The following is a 16511-nucleotide window of genomic DNA, read 5'->3' as shown; positions in this document are numbered from 1 at the left end:
TCAGCGCTCCTCCAACGGTTCATCGGCAGCGGACAGCGGACGCGCCGGGGTGTGGTGGCCGCCGTCCAGCGACGGTCCTTCTTCATGCGGATGCGGGCCCTGGCGCAGGATCTTCACCAGGTACCAGATGCCCCAGCCGAACACGAAGGCATAGCCGACCACGTACACCCCCAGCGACAGTGCGGTCATCCAGGCACTTTGCGGCCCCACTGCATCGGCGGTGCGCAGCAGGCCGTACACCACCCACGGCTGGCGCCCCATTTCGGTCACGAACCAACCCGACACCAGCGCGATGAAGCCGCTGGGCAGCATCCAGTTCCAGCCACGCAGCAGCCAGCGCGACTGCAGCAACCTGCCGCGCCACAGCGCGACGGCCGACACCAGCGCCAGCAGCAGCATCAACGTGCCCAGCCCGACCATGATGCGGAAGGCGAAGAACACCGGGGTCACCGGCGGCCGCTCGCTGGCCGGTACCGAGGTCAGCGGGGCGAAGGTTCCGTCGCGCGAGTGGGTCAGGATGAGGCTGCCGAGCCTGGGGATGGCGACCTCGAAATCGTTGCGTTCCTGCTGTTCGTCGGGCAGGGCGAACACCACCAGCGGCACGCCCTCGCCGGGCGGGGTCTGGTGCCAGTGGGCTTCCATCGCGGCGATCTTCATCGGCTGGTGCTTGAGGGTGTTCAGGCCATGCATGTCGCCGACGAAGATCTGCGCCGGTACGGTGATCGCCGCGAAGATCACCGCGGCGGTGAGCATGCGGCGACCTGCTTCCACGTGCACGCCACGGCGCAGGTAGAACGCGCCGATGCCGCCGATCACGAAGCAGGTGGTGATGAACGAACCCAGCGCCATGTGGGTGAGCCGGTACGGGAAGGACGGGTTGAACACCACCTTCCACCAGTCGACCGGATGCACGATGCCATTGACCATTTCATAGCCGGCGGGGGTATGCAGCCAGCTGTTGGAGGCCAGGATCCAGAACGTGGAAAACAGCGTCCCCAGGGCCACCATGCAGGTGGACAGGAAGTGCAGCCGTGGCGACACCCGGCCCCAGCCGAACATCATCACGCCGAGGAAACTGGCTTCCAGGAAGAAGGCGGTCAGTACTTCGTAGGTCAGCAAGGGGCCGATCACCGAGCCGGCCACCTGGGTCAGGCGCGGCCAGTTGGTGCCGAACTGGAAGGCCATGACGATGCCGCTGACCACACCCATGCCGAAGGACACGGCGAAGATCTTCTGCCAGAAGAAGTACAGCTCGCGCCAGATCGGGTTGCGGGTGCGCAGCCAGCGCCACTCGACAAAGGCCAGCCAGCTGGCGGTGCCGATGGTGAAGGCGGGGAACAGCACGTGGAAACTGACCACGAATCCAAACTGGAAACGGGACAACAACAATGCGTCCAAGGGACGCCTCCTGCCGGGCGCGGGTGGGGATACCGGACCAGTCTGGGTGGATTTGCGTTAACAGGGGATGCGACCGGATGCCGCCCTGCTTCACTTTGTCGCAGCGGTGGCTGGCAACGGCAGAAGCAGGTACTGCAGGGCTGCGTGTTGGCGGGGCAGGAAAAACCCCTGCTTTTTTCTTTTCCTGCGTGGCTGGCGGCCACCGCATCTGTCCGGGGGCCGGTCGGGGTGGCTGTGCGGGGCCTTGAGCGGCAGGAGCCGCGAAGAGCTACATGGACGTATTCACGCGTGCCCCGCATAGGTACCCCGACCGGCCCAGCCACCGCTGGAAGACCCCCAAGCCGCCAGCAGCCGCACACCCTTCCATGACCTGTGGGCCAGCCCCTGCCGGGGAGGGACTGCTACCCTTGGCCGGTTTTCTCCTTCACGGTGCGTCCCGTCCATGTCCCGAGTGCTGCCGCTGTCCCTGTTGTTGTCCGCCCTGCTGGCCGCTCCGGCCATACAGGCCGCGCCGACCCCGATCACCATCGAACAGGCCATGGCCGACCCGGACTGGATCGGGCCGCCGGTGGAACGCGCCTGGTGGTCCTGGAACAGCCAGCAGGTCGAGTATCAGCTCAAGCGCAAGGGCAGCCCGGTGCGCGACACGTTCCGCCAGCCGCTCAGCGGGGGCGTCGCCGCCCAGGTGGCCGACGACCAGCGCGGCAGCCTGGACGTGGCCAATCCGGTGTATGACAGCAGCCGCAGCCGCATGGCCTTCGCCCGCAACGGCGATGTGTTCGTGCGCGACCTGCGCAGTGGCGCACTGACCCAGCTCACCCGTGGCAATGAACGCTCCAGCGGCATCAACTTCGCCACCGACGGCGGCGTGATCTGGCGCAACGGACAGAACTGGTTCCACTGGACCGCCGCCAGCGGCGTGGCCCAGGTGGCCAGCCTGAAGGCCGAGAAGAATCCGTCCGACGCGCCCAAGGCAGATACCCTGCGCGAGCAGCAGCTGCGCACGCTGGAAACCCTGCGCCGCGACCGCGAACAGCGCGAGGCGCTGAAGGAGCAGGACCAGCGCTGGCGCGAGACCGACCCGACCCGCGCGCCGGGTCCGGTGTTCCTCGGCGCCGATGTGGAGATCGTCGACAGCGTGCTGTCGCCCGATGGCGTGCACCTGGTGGTGGTGACCAAGCCGAAGGGCTTCGAAGAAGGTCGCACCAGCAAGATGCCGCTGTACGTGACCGAATCCGGTTACGAAGAAACCGAAGACACCCGCACGCGCGTCGGACGCAATGACCCGGAACCGCACACCTTCTGGCTGGTCGATGCACGCACCGGCAAGGCCGACAAGGTGTCGCTGGACGCGCTGCCCGGCATCGGCACCGATCCGCTGGCCAGCCTGCGCAGACAGGCCGGCAAGGACGCGCTGAAGGGCAACCGCCCGCTGGAACTGATGAGCGACTTCATGGGCGGCGGCATCCGCTGGAGCGCCGATGGCCAGCAGGCCGCGATCATGCTGCGCGCCAACGACAACAAGGACCGCTGGATCGTCAGCGTGGCCGCGGCCGATGGCCGCCTGCAGAACCGCCACCGCCTTACCGACCAGGCCTGGATCAACTGGGGCTTCAATGATTACGGCTGGATGGCCGACGGCCGCACGCTGTGGCTGCTGTCCGAGGAATCCGGCTTCTCGCACCTGTACACCCAGGCCGGTGCCGGCAAGCCGCAGGCGCTGACCAGCGGCAAGTGGGAGACCTCCGCGCCGGCGCTGTCGGCCGATGGCAAGGGCTTCTATTTCCTGTGCAACCAGCAGGCCCCGCACGACTATGAAGTGTGCAGCGTCGACGTGGCCAGCCGCCAGGTGCGCGAGCTGACCGCCCTCAACGGCGTTGAGGATTTCAGCGTGTCTCCGGATGGCCAGCAGCTGCTGGTGCGCTACTCCGGCGCGTACCTGCCGGCACAGCTGGCCGTGGTGCCGGCGACCGGCGGCCAGGCGCGCGTGCTGACCGATACCCGCAGCGCCGAATTCAAGGCGCGCGAGTGGATCCAGCCGAAGCTGGTGGCGGTGCCGTCCAAGCACGGTGCCGGCGTGGTCTGGGCCAAGTACTACGAGCCTGAGAACAAGGAACCCGGCAAAAAGTATCCGATCGTGATGTTCGTGCACGGTGCCGGCTACCTGCAGAACGTGCACCAGCGCTACCCGGCCTATTTCCGCGAACAGATGTTCCACAACCTGCTGGTGCAGCAGGGCTACATCGTGCTGGACATGGACTACCGCGGCAGCGAGGGCTACGGCCGCGACTGGCGTACCGCGATCTACCGCAACATGGGCCACCCGGAGCTGGAAGACTACAAGGACGGCCTGGACTGGCTGGCGCAAACCCAGCAGGGCGACCGTGACCGCGCCGGCATCTACGGCGGCTCGTACGGCGGCTTCATGACCTTCATGGCGCTGTTCCGTTCGCCGGGCACGTTCAAGGCCGGCGCCGCACTGCGCCCGGTGGTGGACTGGCACAACTACAACCACGCCTACACCGCCAACATCCTCAACACGCCGGACATCGACTTGGAGGCCTACCGCGTTTCCTCGCCCATCGAGTACGCGCAGAACCTGCAGGACCACCTGATGATCGGCCACGGCATGATGGACGACAACGTGTTCTTCCAGGATTCGGTCAACCTGACCCAGCGCCTGATCGAACTGCACAAGGACAACTGGACCATCGCGCCCTACCCGCTGGAACGCCATGGCTACACCCGTGCCGATTCCTGGCTGGACCAGTACAAGCGCATCCTCAAGCTGTTCAACGAAAACGTGAAGTAACCAACGGGGTCGTGCCGGTTGCGATCGGCACGACCCGGCTGGCGTCGTTTCCCCCTGCAAGGACACCGGATGTCACAGCTGCCCCCCACCCTGGCCACGCCGCGCCATGGCACACCCGCGCGCACGGATTTCGTGCGCCCGATCGCGTTGACCACCCTGCTGGTCTGCGTGGCCATGATCGTGTGGTTCCTGCTGCAGGCGCTGGTGGCCTGGCCGATCGCCGCCAGCCAACCGTGGCAGATGCTGGTCGCGCTGGCCGAGGAAAGCGAGTGGCCGTCCAGCCTGCGCTGGATGCTGGCCCACCCGGTGGCCACCAGCCTGCTGCTGGCCGCGGTCTGCGTGCCGTCACTGGTCTCCAGCTGGGGCCTGTACAAGGGCACCCGCTGGGGGCTGCTGAGCTTTGTCTGGCTGCTGGTGATCACCGGCATCGCCAACATCGGCGTGGCGTGGTGGATGGATCGCGTTGCCGCGGTGTTGATCGGCAAACTCGGCGAGGCCGATGTGGTCGAGGCACTGAATGCCCAGCGCATCCTGTTCACCGCCACCGTGCTCGGCAGTTGCGTGCTGTTCGCGGTGCTGCAGGGCTGGCTGGCGTGGCGCCTGATGCGCCCGGACATCCGTTCGCGTTACTGACCTCCCCCTCTTTCTTCTTTTCTTCCCCCGGAGTCTGCATGTCAGTGATGACGCTGCCGCTGCGCGCGATCGCCGCGCTTTTCCTCCTGTCCGCTGCTGCCGTGGCCAACGCGCAGGACTGCGCCGTCTACGATGAGGCCACCTGTGGCAACCAGCTGTACAGCGCCGATGCAACGCGCCTGCAGCAGTGGTGCGAACAGGGCACCGGCGTGGCCTGCAGCGGCCTGCTGCGCGAATGGGTCAGCGAGGCGCGCCAGGCCGACACCCGCGCCCCGAATGACGACCCGGACCTGCAGGAACCGGCGGTGTGCAGGGAAGCCGACCCCGCCTATGACGCGCAGGCCTGCGAGGTAGCGGCCAAGGCGGCGCTGTCCAAGGCGATGGGCATGGCGCTGACCGGCGTGTTCGACCAGCGTGAGATCGTGCTGCCGGCAGGCCGGCTGGCGTCCCTGCAGTCGCTGTGCGTGGCCCATCCGGACGGCGATTTCTGCCGCGAGGTGGCCGAGGAACAGTGGAAGGCCGGCGCCTTCGTGCAGGCCGTGGCGGCGTTGCAGCTCAGCTGCCGCAGCGGCGACGAGCGCGCCTGCGAGCTGCATGCGCCGTTGCAGGCGCTCGGCAGCGCGGCGCGGCCGCAGCCGGCCACCGCCCTGCCCTGCGGTGAGTACCGCAGTGACGGCGGGCTGCTGGACACGCTGGACTTCGCTGACGGCGGCCTGGTGGGAATGGGCATGGGCGCGCAGGCGCGCGCGCGGCTGGAAGACGGTGAGATCCGGCTGCGCCACGACAAGGGCGGGGACTTCGTGTTCCAGGCCCTGCCCGGCGGCAAGCTGGTCGGCATGGACGAGTGGACCCGGATGCGCGTCTTCCAGCGCAGCGGGGGTCCCGCGCAGTGCACCGCGCCGGTGGTCTTCAACGTCGTGCCGCTGCCGCGGGACTGCCCGCAGGCCGGCAGCGCCGACGGGGCTGCCGCCTGCTGCAAGGCCGGCAGCCTGCAGGGCTGCAACACGCTGGGCAACCGGCAGGCGCTGTCCGGTGAGTGGGTACAGGCCGCCGGCAGCTACCTGCAGGTGTGCCGCGCCGGCGTGCGCGAAGGCTGCGAGAACCTGGCCAGTGCACAGGAAAACAGCGCCGACGTGGACGCGCGCGCACAGCTGCAGCAGCTGTGCGAGGCCGACCGCAGCGGCCGCCACGTGGCCTGCGACGTGGTGGCCACCCGTAACTGGACGCTGATGGAGCTGGGCCGGGCGCTGCAGGACGCCGCCGAACAGAGCAGCAAGGACGATGCACCGGCCGCCCCGCGCACCGGCAACCACAAGCGCTGAGGTCCCTCTGCCGGCCGCTGGCGCCGCGCCGTGCCCGGCGAACGCGCGGCGCGACCTGCCGCGGGCCGCGGGCACCGGCTAAACTGCACGCATGAACGAGTTCGACCGCGTCCGCGCTTACCTCACCGACCTTCAGGACCGTATCTGCGCCGCCATCGAAGGCGTCGACGGCCAGGCCCGCTTCCAGGAAGACCTGTGGCAGCGCGCCGAAGGCGGCGGCGGCCGCACCCGCATCCTGCGCGACGGCGCCGTGTTCGAGCAGGCAGGCATCGGCTTTTCCGACGTGGCCGGCAGCCGCCTGCCCCCTTCGGCCTCGGCCAACCGGCCGGAGCTGGCGGGCGCCTCGTGGCGCGCCACCGGCGTATCACTGGTGTTCCACCCGCTCAATCCGCGGGTACCCACCACCCACGCCAACGTGCGCTTCTTCCAGGCCGAACGGGAGGGACAGGTGGTGGCCCGCTGGTTCGGCGGTGGCTTCGACCTGACCCCGTTCTATCCGTTCGACGAAGACGTGCAGCACTGGCACCAGACCGCGCATGACCTGTGCGCGCCGTTCGGCGCCGAGCGCTACCCGGCGCACAAGCGCTGGTGCGACGAGTACTTCTTCCTGCGCCACCGCAACGAGACGCGCGGCGTGGGCGGGTTGTTCTTCGATGACCTGCATGGCGATTTCGAGCGCGACTTCGACTACCTGCGCGCGGTCGGCGATGGCTTCCTGGACGCCTACCTGCCGATCGTGGCGCGGCGCAAGGACGACCCGTACGGCGATGCCGAGCGCGAGTTCCAGCTGTACCGGCGCGGCCGCTACGTGGAGTTCAACCTGGTCTACGACCGCGGCACCCTGTTCGGCCTGCAGAGCGGGGGCCGCAGCGAAAGCATCCTGATGAGCCTGCCGCCACGCGTGCGCTGGGAATACGGCTTCCAGCCCGAACCCGGCAGCGCCGAAGCGCGGCTGGCCGACTACCTGGTACCGCGCGACTGGCTGTAACGACGGCACCTTGCCGACGCCGCAAATAAAAAGCCCCGCTGACCAGGGGGAGGTCAACGGGGCCGGGGAACGGGCGCTTGGGGAGGAGCCCCCGTTCCGAGATCTTCTCCAGGGGATGGGAGAGATCCACAACAGGCGTTGCGCCTGTTGGAACCTATGGAAGCACTTCGAACATTGATGAATCGTGAAGGCGGCCCATTTAGCCAACCACCTCCACCAGAATATTCATCATTTAGTCAGCTAAATCTCACCGATTAACCCATTCAGCGTCATAAAGCGCTGGATACGACTCAATGGGCTTCGTCCCAGTTCTGGCCGTGCCCGGTATCGACCACCAGCGGCACCTTCAACTGTGCCGCTTGCGACATCTGAAGGACCACCGCGGTACGCAGTTCGTCGATGAAACCGGCCTCGCACTCGAACACCAGTTCATCGTGCACCTGCAGGATCATCCGGGCCGGCGCCGCCGATGCCTGCAGCCAGCGATCCACGTCCACCATCGCCCGCTTGATGATGTCGGCCGCGGTGCCCTGCATCGGCGCATTGATGGCCGCCCGCTCGGCACCGGCACGCAGGCCCTGGTTGCGCGCGTTGATGTCGTTCAGATACAGGCGCCGGCCGAACAGGGTTTCCACATAGCCCTGCTCGCGCGCCTGCTCGCGCATGCGGTCCATGAAATCACGCACCCCCGGATACCGGCTGAAATACAGCGCGACGTAATCCTGCGCCTGGCCACGGTCGATGCCCAGGTTGCGTGCCAGGCCGAACGCACTCATGCCGTACATCAGGCCGAAGTTGATCGCCTTGGCGGCGCGGCGTTCGTTGCTGGTCACCTCGTCCAGGCGGCGCCCGAACACTTCGGCGGCGGTGGCGCGGTGCACGTCCGCCCCCTGTTCGAAGGCGCGTACCAGGCCCGGGTCTTCGGACAGGTGGGCCATGATCCGCAGCTCGATCTGCGAGTAATCGGCGGCCAGCAGCAGCTTGCCCTCCGGTGCCACGAAGGCACGACGGATGCGGCGGCCGTCGTCGGTGCGGATCGGAATGTTCTGCAGGTTTGGATCGGACGATGACAGCCGCCCGGTGGCCGCACCGGACTGGTGGTAGCTGGTGTGCACCCGGCCGGTATCGGCGTTGACCATCTCCGGCAGCTTGTCGGTATAGGTACTGCGCAGCTTGGCCAACCCACGGTACTCAAGGATCACCCGCGGCAGCTCGTGCTGTTCGGCAATGGCCTCCAGCGCTTCTTCGTTGGTGCTCGGCTGGCCCTTCGGCGTCTTCACCAGGGCGGGCAGCTTGAGTTCGTCGAACAACACCGCCTGCAGCTGCTTGGGCGAATCCAGGTTGAAGCTGCGCCCGGCCAGTTCGGTGGCCTTCTGCTGCGCGGCCAGCATGCGCGTGGACAGGTCCTGGCTCTGGCGGCGCAGTTCGGCCACGTCCACCTGCACGCCGTTGGCTTCGATGCTGGCCAGCACCGGCACCAGCGGCATTTCGATTTCCCGGTACACCTGGTCCAGCGACGGCAGCGCCAGCAACTGCGGCGCCAGCGCGCGGTGCAACCGCAGGGTCACATCGGCATCTTCGGCGGCGTAGCGGCTGGCCTCGTCGATGCCCACCTGGGAGAACGAGATCTGCTTGGCGCCCTTGCCGGCGACGTCCTCGAACTTGATCGTGGTGTAGCCGAGGTAGCGCTGCGCCAGCGAATCCATGTCATGCCGCGTGGCGGTGGAATTGAGCACGAAGCTTTCCAGCATGGTGTCGTCGTGGTAACCGCGCACGTCGATGCCGTGCCGGCGCAGCACGTGCAGGTCGTACTTGCCGTGCTGGCCGAGCTTCTTCTTCGCCGGGTCTTCCAGCACCGGGCGCAGCGCATCCAGCACCTGCTGCATCGGCAGCTGGGCCGGCGCGCCGGGGTAATCGTGGTTGATCGGGATGTAGGCGGCCTTGCCCGGCTCCACCGCCAGGCTGATGCCCACCAGCCGCGCCCGCATGGCATCCAGCGCATCGGTTTCGGTATCGAAACTGACCAGGTCCGCGTGTTGCAGCCGCTCGACCCAGGCCTGCAGCTGGGCCGGCTCGAGGACCGTCTCGTACTCGCCCGGCAACGACAGCGACGGGTCCAGGTCAGCCACCGGCGTCGCGTCGCTGCCACCGCGGGCGAAGCCGGCGGCGGTGCCGCGCAGGCTCGGCGCTGCCTCGCTGGCCACGCTGGGCGCGAGCCCGGCGCTGCCTTCCAGCTCCTTCAATGCCTGGGTGAAGCCATACCGCGCGTACAGTTCGCGCAGTTCCTCGACGTTGCGCTCGCGCAGCGGCAGGTCCTGCGGGCCGGACTCCAGCGCCACGTCGGTACGGATGGTCACCAGCTCGCGGTTCAGCGGCAACCGCTCCAGCGCCGCGCGCAGGTTCTCGCCGATCTTGCCTTTCATGCCCGGCGCGGCGGCGATCACCCCGTCCAGGTGCTGGTACTCGCCCAGCCACTTGGCGGCGGTCTTGGGGCCGCATTTCTCGACACCGGGCACGTTGTCCACGGCATCGCCCATCAACGCCAGCAGGTCGACGATCTGGTCGGCGCGCACGCCGAATTTTTCCATCACCGCAGCGTCCGAATCCATCCGGCTGCCGGTCATGGTGTTGACCAGTTCGATCCCCGGCCGCACCAGCTGGGCGAAGTCCTTGTCCCCGGTGGAAATGGTCACGCTGAGGTCGCGCGCCACGCCCTGCAGGGCCAGCGTACCGATCACATCGTCGGCCTCTACGCCGGAGATGCGCAGAATGCTGATGCCGAGCGCTTCGACGATGCGGCACATCGGTTCGACCTGGCTGCGCAGCTCGTCCGGCATCGGCGGGCGGTTGGCCTTGTACTGGTCGTACAGGTCATCGCGGAAGGTCTTGCCCGGCGCATCGACCACGAACGCCACGTAGGCCGGGCGCTCCTTCAGCGTTGCGCGCAGCATGTTGACCACGCCGAACAACGCACCGGTCGGTTCACCCTGCGGATTGGACAGCGGCGGCAGCGCGTGGAACGCGCGATACAGGTAACTGGACCCGTCGATAAGGACTAATCTGCTCATGCGACGATTCTACGCGCCCCGCGCCTGCGCGTCGGTCACGCCGGCTGGGGCATAATCCCCTGCACACCCGGCCAAGGACTCCTGCCCATGAAACCCATGATGCTCGCCGCACCGCTGCTGCTGGCCCTGCTGCTGGCCGGCTGCGCGACCTCCGGTGGCGCCGGTGCACCGCCGGTCGACGTGGCCGGTGCCGACATCGCCAAGCGCACGCTGGACAACGGCGACGTGCTGGAGGAGTACCGGGTGGCGGGCCAGCTGCGCATGGTCAAGGTGACCCCGCTGCGCGGTTCCCCCTATTTCATCTACGACCAGAACGGCGATGGCCGCATGGACAATTCCAAGGATGGCGTGTCACCGGTGTACTGGAAGCTCTACAGCTGGTGATGCACGTTCTTTCGAAATGAGCAACGTAGAACGCCGCAACCTGCCGATCGACCAGGCCGCCCTTCGCCAGGGGCTGACCGCCGAACAGCTGTCCGCCGTGCAGACCCTGGAACATTTCGGCTGGCAGCTGCGCTTCGTGCGGCGGCCGCTGTTCCGCGATCCGATCCCGGTGCTGTTCGACCGCAGCGGCGAGCGCTACGTGGTGCTGCTGGCCGATGGCAGCCTCGACGAATCGCAGACCCTGAAGCTGCGCGACTGAACGTGGCGCGGGGGCTGGGGCCGGAAGAAAAACGGCGCCGGCCGCTTCCTGCGACCGACGCCGGGTCCCCTCCCCAGGGAACGCTGTGCCCGCTGGCGCCGACCCCGGTCGGCCGGCGTCAGCGGATGACCAGCACCGGGATGCTGCTGCGTGCCAGGACTTCGGCGGTCTGGCTGCCGAGCAGCACGCGGGTCATCCCGCGCCGGCCATGCGAGGTCATCACGATCAGGTCCGAGCTGCGCTCGCCGGCCACGTCGATCACGCCGTCGGCGGCATAGCGGTCCAGCACGTGCACGCCATTGGCCCGCACGGCCTGCGCCTGCGCCGTGGCCAGTGCGGGCTGCAGGATCTTCTGCGCCGTCTCTTCGCGGTCGGCCTTGTATTCCGGGCTGTTCATGTAGCCCACGCTCCAGCCCATGGCGTCGTACATGCCGACGGCCCAAGGCTCGGATACGGTCACGATATCGACCTCCGCGTCCAGGTCCTTGGCCAGCTCCAGGCCCTTCATCAGGCCTTTTTCCGCCAGTTCCGATCCGTCGGTGGCAATCAGGATGCGCTTGTACATGGCCGGGCTCCTCGGTGGTCTGCCGTGTTGGAACGCGAGCATTACACACCCGCCGTGCAGGCCATGCCTTGAGCAGGATCAATGCAGTGCAGCATGGCCCGACGCGCGGTGCGTGGCAGAATCCGCCGCATGCGTACCCTCCTCTGCTGTTGCATGGCCCTGTTCCTGCTGCCCTGGCCGGCCGTTGCCGACGACGCGATCCTGGTCTTCACCCGCACGTCCAAATTCCGCCACGACTCGATTCCGGTGGCCGTGGATACGCTGCGGTCCCTGGCGTCCGAACAGGGCCTGCGGGTGGTGCACGGCGAAGACAGCGCGGTCTTCACCGGCGAGGGACTGTCCGCGTACCGCGCCGTGGTGTTCGCCAATACCACCGGCGATGTGCTGGATGAGGCCCAGCAGGCGGCCTTCAAGGATTACATCGAAGGCGGCGGCGGGTACCTCGGCCTGCATGCGGCGGCCGATACCGAGTACGACTGGCCATTCTACGGCGAGCTGGTCGGCGCCTGGTTCCACAAGCATCCACCGGGCCTGCAGACCGCCAAGGTAACCCTGCACGGCGGCGGCCACGAAGGCCGCCAATGGTCGATCACCGACGAGATCTACAACTACCGGCGCAACCCGCGACCCTGGGTGCAGGTGCTGGCGACGGTGGATGAGGCCAGCTACCCGGGCGGCACCATGGGCGCTGACCATCCCATCACCTGGTGCCGGCCGATGGGCCGCGGACGCAGCTGGTACACCGGTTTCGGCCACGATGCGGCGGTCTATGCCGATCCCCATGTGCGCGCGCTGCTGCGGCGTGGGTTGGCCTATGCGGTGGGCACAAGCCCGCACTGCTGACGCACGACCTGCGGATCATCGGGTCGTGCTGCCGGACGCGCCGCTGCTCGGATCCACGTACTGCCGGGTGCGTTGACGGCCGGCGCTGGAGCGAGGGGCCGACGCTGCGCCTGGAACGTCCGCCCTGAGCGCCTCCAGGCGTGCGTACAGCTGTGCATTCCGGCGATCATTCCTGAGCGCGGCCGCACGCTGCTCTATCTGCCGCTGCGTCTGCCGGGAGGACGAGGGCGCCGCACCGGGCGGGGTTGGCGCGCGCAGCATGGCCAGGCGCGTCTGCACCTCATTATTGAACTGGGTGCTGTGGACGATCGCATCACGCGTGGCACGTGCCGATGCGTCCTTGGCTGCTCTTTCATCTGCACGGCGCTTTGACTCGCTACGTGCGGCGGCCTGGGCCTGCGCACGGGCCTGGGAGGAGGCGGCGAGAGCCGCGGCGTGGCTGGCTTTGGCCGCGGCGCTCGTGGATGCGCGCTGGGCCGATTCACCGGCCTTGCTGCGTGCCTGCTGTTCGGCCCTGGCACGCGCCTGTGCCTGTGCCTGTGCCTGCGCATCCTGCTGCGCCTGGGCCGTCGCATGCGCGGCCAGCTCGGCGGCCGTGCTGGCGCCCTGCTGCTGTGCACGCTGCCCGATGGCCCTTGCATCCACCGCCGGTTCGTCACTGTCGCCGGCAGCGCGGACCATGCTGCTGATGGCAGAGGTGATCTCCTCGGCACGTTGCTTGAGCAACTGGCGCCTTTCCGCCAACGCCATGTCCGGCTGCGCCAGCACCGCGTCCGTGTAGTGCTGCTCACCGGCCCGGATAAGCGCCTCGGCTTCCGGCATGCGTGATTTCTTCATCTGGTCACGATAGGTGCCCAGTGCGCTGCGTTCGAGCTCTTCGAGCATTCTGGGCGGCACCGGCGTGTCACGCGGAAGCCGATGTTTGACGATGGCTTCTTTCCAGGCGCCTTCCACGCTGCGCTGGACAAGTTCCGTCAGCGCCTCTTCCTCGACCTGGCTGGTCAGCTTCATGCGCAGGCTCGCACGTATCTCAGGCAGCTCCAGTTCGATCACGCGGCGGGTACCATACGCGGCGTCCACGTGCTGGATGAGGTCGCGCAGCGGCAGCGCCGCCAGCCGTTGTGCGTGTCCATCGACGTGGAGCGGCTCGTCACCGCGCCGCAGCTCGTAGGACACCTTCTTCACCGCCCAGCTGCGCAGCGACCTCAGGCGGATGTACTCTGCGTTGCCTGGCAGCAGCTCGGCCTGTTGCAGGCGCTGGTCCCAGGCGATCGATGCACCGGATGCCGCCAACGCGGCGTAATAGTTCGGGAAACCCTTCACCTTTGCCGTCAACAGGCCCTCGCGCAGCAGGGCCGGGGTAATGTCCACCGACCTGGCCATCAGGGTCTCCATCAGCTCGATGAACGCCATCCCGAGCGCGGGGTCTCGATGTGCGTGCGCGCCGATGTTGGGCGGATAGGTGGCCCCTTCGAACGTCTGCAACAGGCAGTGCGTGACCTGTGCGGCAGCCAGGTAACCGTCGTCCACCAGGCGCTTCACCAGCAACAGCCAATCGCGGTTCGCTTCGAAGCTGGTGCGTCTGCGCTCATCCGCGCCCGCACCCAGTTCCAGGTCGGTCAGCAGCTCTCCGAACACCGATGGGGACAGCAGCTCTCCCGCGATCGCGCGGATGTCCGCCTCGGCATGGGTGTCCAGCGCGGCGGCCAGTCTGCGATTGCAGTCATGCAGCCGTTGCAGTGCCCTGATCCGTGCCGTGACGGCATTGGGCTCGCGTGCATTGGGATCGCCCACGATGGCGGCGAAATCGCCGTCCAGCAGCATCTGATGCCTGGCCTGCAGTGCAGCGGCATGTTCCTGCTGGACCGTGGAGTCGCCAGCACCGTCCAGTGCAGCACCGATACCATCCAGCATCTGCTGCCGCACCTGGGCGGCGCGCTCGGGGTCGGTGCTGATCCAGTCACGGATCTGCCCCGGTGCGTACTGGGCGAGCAATGCCTGCCGGCGCTGTACCAGGACGCCGGCCATCGTTGCGGCGTCCGGCCAGCGACCCTCCGGCGCGTCGGCGGGAACCTGCCACCCGGCGCCGATCACCGCATGCACGGTGGCTGCAGGAATCAGGGCCAGACGGTACCCCATTTCCGCCATCGCATCGGCAATGGCCGGATCGGGGACGGCAGGCGTGCGCATCAGGTCGGCAACGCTTTCCGACTGGAACCCGTACGGCCAGCCCAGCGTGTCGTGCAGCCGCCCCGGATCTGCGCCCATCGCGTCGAATTCCGCGGCATTTTCAACAAACGCATCCGGGATGGGAAACAGCGAAGCGGGGCGTTGCAGCAGGGCGATGTCCGCACTGGCCCGTTTGGGCAGCATCACCCTGCGCGCGTCCAGCGTGGCGAATCCAAGTGGCCCGCACGAGCCGAAATCGACGGTCATCGCCAAGGGTTGTCCGTCGCGCTCGGCGTAGCCGAAATTCTCCATCCGGAAGTTGAGGTGGTCCCAGTTGCCGAGCCATCGCGAGGCAATGAAATGCCGGACCTGGTCGCTGCGTTGTGCGGTCGGCAGCAGGCGATTCATCGCCTCCAGCGCATCGAATCGCCGCCGGTCGGCGGCTGCGTGCGCGGCCTGCAGTCCCGCATCCTGCAGCTGCCAGAAATGATCGACCCCAGCGCGCTGCAGAATCGCATCGCAGTCGGAAACCGCCGCTGCATGGTCGCCGCGCAGCTGGGCATAGCCCATCCTGGCGGCTTCATCGCCTGCGGCGGCCAGTGCTTCGGCGGCCGGCGTATCCAGGTAACGGCCAAGATCCATGAAACTGGGTTCGTAGCGCGAGGCGAAGCGCTGGCTGTCGCCTGGCAGGGAAGGATCGGCATCCACCACACGTGCGTCCGGCGCCGCCAGGCCGGTAAGCTGGAACACCCGCGACAGGCTGGCCTCCATCGCGCTGAGACCGGTGTCCCCGGTCTCCTTCACCCGCCAGTCTGCACCCTCGATGGTGACCAGCGCGGCGGGGCGGCTGCCGGCACCGGTCCATGTCCGCACCGGTGCCGGGTCTTCTTCTTCGGCTTCAGGACCCGGATGAAAAATGTGGACGATACGATCCACCCCCTGCACGGCGTGTCCGGAAAGCTGCCGTAGCAGCGCACCGCGCTGGACGTTGGACAACGCAGGATCCTCGGCCAGCACGGCCTCTTCATATTCCTGCTGGATGTTGGCCACCAGCTCCTCGCCCTGGCGCCTTCGCAGGCCGCCGACTTCCCGCGTGTAGGTGGCGCGGGCATCCTGCATCTGCTCTTCCAGCGTGCGCACCCGTGATGGCGTGGACTGGAACACGGGATTGCTGCCAAGGCCATCGGCGCCGCCGGACTGGAACTCCTTCACGACCATGCGGTCCACGGCTTCGGCTTCGGAAGCGGTGATCAAGGCCGGCATGTTCGCCTCTACGCTTCGTCGCAGCAGCGATGACTCCAGCCCCGCCAGACGCGTGGGTTGCGTCGCCTCGCAGGCCTGCTGGACCACATCGTGCAATGCAGGTGGGGCCGCGACCGCCGGTCCCGCTGCCACCAGATGGCTCCGCGCCCGTCCGCGCATGGCGGTGAGTGCCCCGTTGCTGCTGTCGTTTTCATGCAGGGTGTCGAGCAGGGTGACGAAAGCCTGGCCAAGCGCCGGATCACGCAGATAACGGCTGGTGGACGGCGCATTGCGTCCATCCGATCCTGGCACGAGCAGATAGTCGATCACCTCGGCGGCCGGCAGCGCCTGCTCCCGCACCAGACCCGTCACGGCGTGCAGCCAGTGCAGGTTCCCGTCCACGCCGGCCTGCCTCAATGCGGGCGTGGCAGAAGAAAGCTGCAGGTCGAGCACCAGCCGCCGCTGCACACCACTACCCAGCAGGGCTGCCGCAGCGCGTCGGCCAGCCTCCGTATCTCCGCTCTGCAATGCGCGCCGCACCCCGTCCATCGTGCAATGCAGGGCGCGCAGCGTGGTCGTCTGCCGCATCGCGTCGGGTGAACCGGCGACAGGCGGGTAGTTCTCCGTGGACACCCGTCGGGCACCTGAGGGTGCAGACGGGTGGCGCATGCGCAACGGCGCGGTGTTGCTGACCAGCAGACTGCCGATGGCCGATCCTGCGACGCGTTCCTGCGGGGGATCGGAGCGATGCCGCGTGCGGATCCCTTCGGGTGTTGCCTGCAACGAGGGGCCAACAGCGGGCATGCGCTTTCCTCCATTGAACAAGAA

At 67.7% G+C, this 16511-nt stretch carries 11 protein-coding genes; 7 read left to right on the top strand and 4 right to left on the bottom strand.

From position 1 onward, the window contains the following. Positions 1-1398: a cytochrome ubiquinol oxidase subunit I gene (locus tag ABB28_RS02620; RefSeq protein ID WP_057507125.1), complete on the bottom strand. Its 1398-nt coding sequence runs from the start codon at positions 1396-1398 to the stop codon at positions 1-3. Positions 1399-1840: 442 nt separating this feature from the next. Between ABB28_RS02620 and ABB28_RS02615 the strand changes: the two genes are divergently transcribed. The 4 genes from ABB28_RS02615 to hemF all read left to right on the top strand — a co-directional run bounded on the left by ABB28_RS02615 (position 1841) and on the right by hemF (position 7153). Next, positions 1841-4210: a S9 family peptidase gene (locus ABB28_RS02615; RefSeq protein WP_057507124.1), complete on the top strand. Its 2370-nt coding sequence runs from the start codon at positions 1841-1843 to the stop codon at positions 4208-4210. A gap of 69 nt (positions 4211-4279) precedes the next feature. Further along, the gene (locus tag ABB28_RS02610) at positions 4280-4843 is read left to right on the top strand and encodes a hypothetical protein (protein WP_057507123.1); all 564 of its coding nucleotides are present in this window, start codon (positions 4280-4282) and stop codon (positions 4841-4843) included. A 38-nt stretch (positions 4844-4881) separates the two neighbouring features. Beyond that, positions 4882-6165, top strand: a complete 1284-nt coding sequence (locus tag ABB28_RS02605) for a hypothetical protein (RefSeq protein WP_152983365.1) — start codon at positions 4882-4884, stop codon at positions 6163-6165. 91 nt (positions 6166-6256) lie between these two features. Further along, positions 6257-7153, top strand: coding sequence for an oxygen-dependent coproporphyrinogen oxidase (gene hemF / locus ABB28_RS02600; protein ID WP_057507121.1), 897 nt, complete (start codon positions 6257-6259; stop codon positions 7151-7153). Positions 7154-7443: 290 nt separating this feature from the next. Here hemF and polA read toward each other — a convergent pair whose 3' ends face one another. Then, positions 7444-10221: a DNA polymerase I gene (gene polA / locus ABB28_RS02595; RefSeq protein ID WP_057507120.1), complete on the bottom strand. Its 2778-nt coding sequence runs from the start codon at positions 10219-10221 to the stop codon at positions 7444-7446. Between the two features lie 87 nt (positions 10222-10308). On the opposite strand from polA, the gene ABB28_RS02590 reads away from it, so the two are divergent. Both ABB28_RS02590 and ABB28_RS02585 read left to right on the top strand, forming a co-directional pair. Beyond that, positions 10309-10605, top strand: coding sequence for a DUF2782 domain-containing protein (locus ABB28_RS02590; protein WP_057507119.1), 297 nt, complete (start codon positions 10309-10311; stop codon positions 10603-10605). A gap of 16 nt (positions 10606-10621) precedes the next feature. Continuing rightward, positions 10622-10864, top strand: coding sequence for a hypothetical protein (locus ABB28_RS02585; protein ID WP_057507118.1), 243 nt, complete (start codon positions 10622-10624; stop codon positions 10862-10864). Positions 10865-10982: 118 nt separating this feature from the next. On the opposite strand, the gene ABB28_RS02580 is transcribed toward ABB28_RS02585, so the two are convergent. Then, positions 10983-11429, bottom strand: a complete 447-nt coding sequence (locus tag ABB28_RS02580; RefSeq protein ID WP_057507117.1) for a universal stress protein — start codon at positions 11427-11429, stop codon at positions 10983-10985. Between the two features lie 129 nt (positions 11430-11558). Between ABB28_RS02580 and ABB28_RS02575 the strand changes: the two genes are divergently transcribed. Then, positions 11559-12272, top strand: coding sequence for a ThuA domain-containing protein (locus tag ABB28_RS02575; protein ID WP_083491875.1), 714 nt, complete (start codon positions 11559-11561; stop codon positions 12270-12272). 15 nt (positions 12273-12287) lie between these two features. On the opposite strand, the gene ABB28_RS02570 is transcribed toward ABB28_RS02575, so the two are convergent. Beyond that, positions 12288-16487 (bottom strand): hypothetical protein, encoded by a 4200-nt coding sequence (locus ABB28_RS02570; protein ID WP_152983364.1) that lies wholly within the window; start codon positions 16485-16487, stop codon positions 12288-12290. Positions 16488-16511 lie beyond the last annotated feature (24 nt).

The organism is Stenotrophomonas chelatiphaga (assembly GCF_001431535.1).
Taxonomy (GTDB): domain Bacteria; phylum Pseudomonadota; class Gammaproteobacteria; order Xanthomonadales; family Xanthomonadaceae; genus Stenotrophomonas; species Stenotrophomonas chelatiphaga.
Note: the sequence above shows the minus strand (reverse complement) of the source record. Positions and strands in the feature narration are given on the sequence as shown.

Excerpts from the sequence above, each read along its gene's own strand:
- ABB28_RS02585 (WP_057507118.1), top strand. The coding sequence starts at position 10,622 with ATGAGCAACGTAGAACGCCGCAACCTGCCGATCGACCAGGCCGCCCTT.
- ABB28_RS02610 (WP_057507123.1), top strand. The coding sequence starts at position 4,280 with ATGTCACAGCTGCCCCCCACCCTGGCCACGCCGCGCCATGGCACACCC.
- ABB28_RS02580 (WP_057507117.1), bottom strand. The coding sequence starts at position 11,429 with ATGTACAAGCGCATCCTGATTGCCACCGACGGATCGGAACTGGCGGAA.
- ABB28_RS02590 (WP_057507119.1), top strand. The coding sequence starts at position 10,309 with ATGAAACCCATGATGCTCGCCGCACCGCTGCTGCTGGCCCTGCTGCTG.
- polA (WP_057507120.1), bottom strand. The coding sequence starts at position 10,221 with ATGAGCAGATTAGTCCTTATCGACGGGTCCAGTTACCTGTATCGCGCG.
- ABB28_RS02615 (WP_057507124.1), top strand. The coding sequence starts at position 1,841 with ATGTCCCGAGTGCTGCCGCTGTCCCTGTTGTTGTCCGCCCTGCTGGCC.
- ABB28_RS02575 (WP_083491875.1), top strand. The coding sequence starts at position 11,559 with ATGCGTACCCTCCTCTGCTGTTGCATGGCCCTGTTCCTGCTGCCCTGG.
- hemF (WP_057507121.1), top strand. The coding sequence starts at position 6,257 with ATGAACGAGTTCGACCGCGTCCGCGCTTACCTCACCGACCTTCAGGAC.
- ABB28_RS02570 (WP_152983364.1), bottom strand. The coding sequence starts at position 16,487 with ATGCCCGCTGTTGGCCCCTCGTTGCAGGCAACACCCGAAGGGATCCGC.
- ABB28_RS02605 (WP_152983365.1), top strand. The coding sequence starts at position 4,882 with ATGTCAGTGATGACGCTGCCGCTGCGCGCGATCGCCGCGCTTTTCCTC.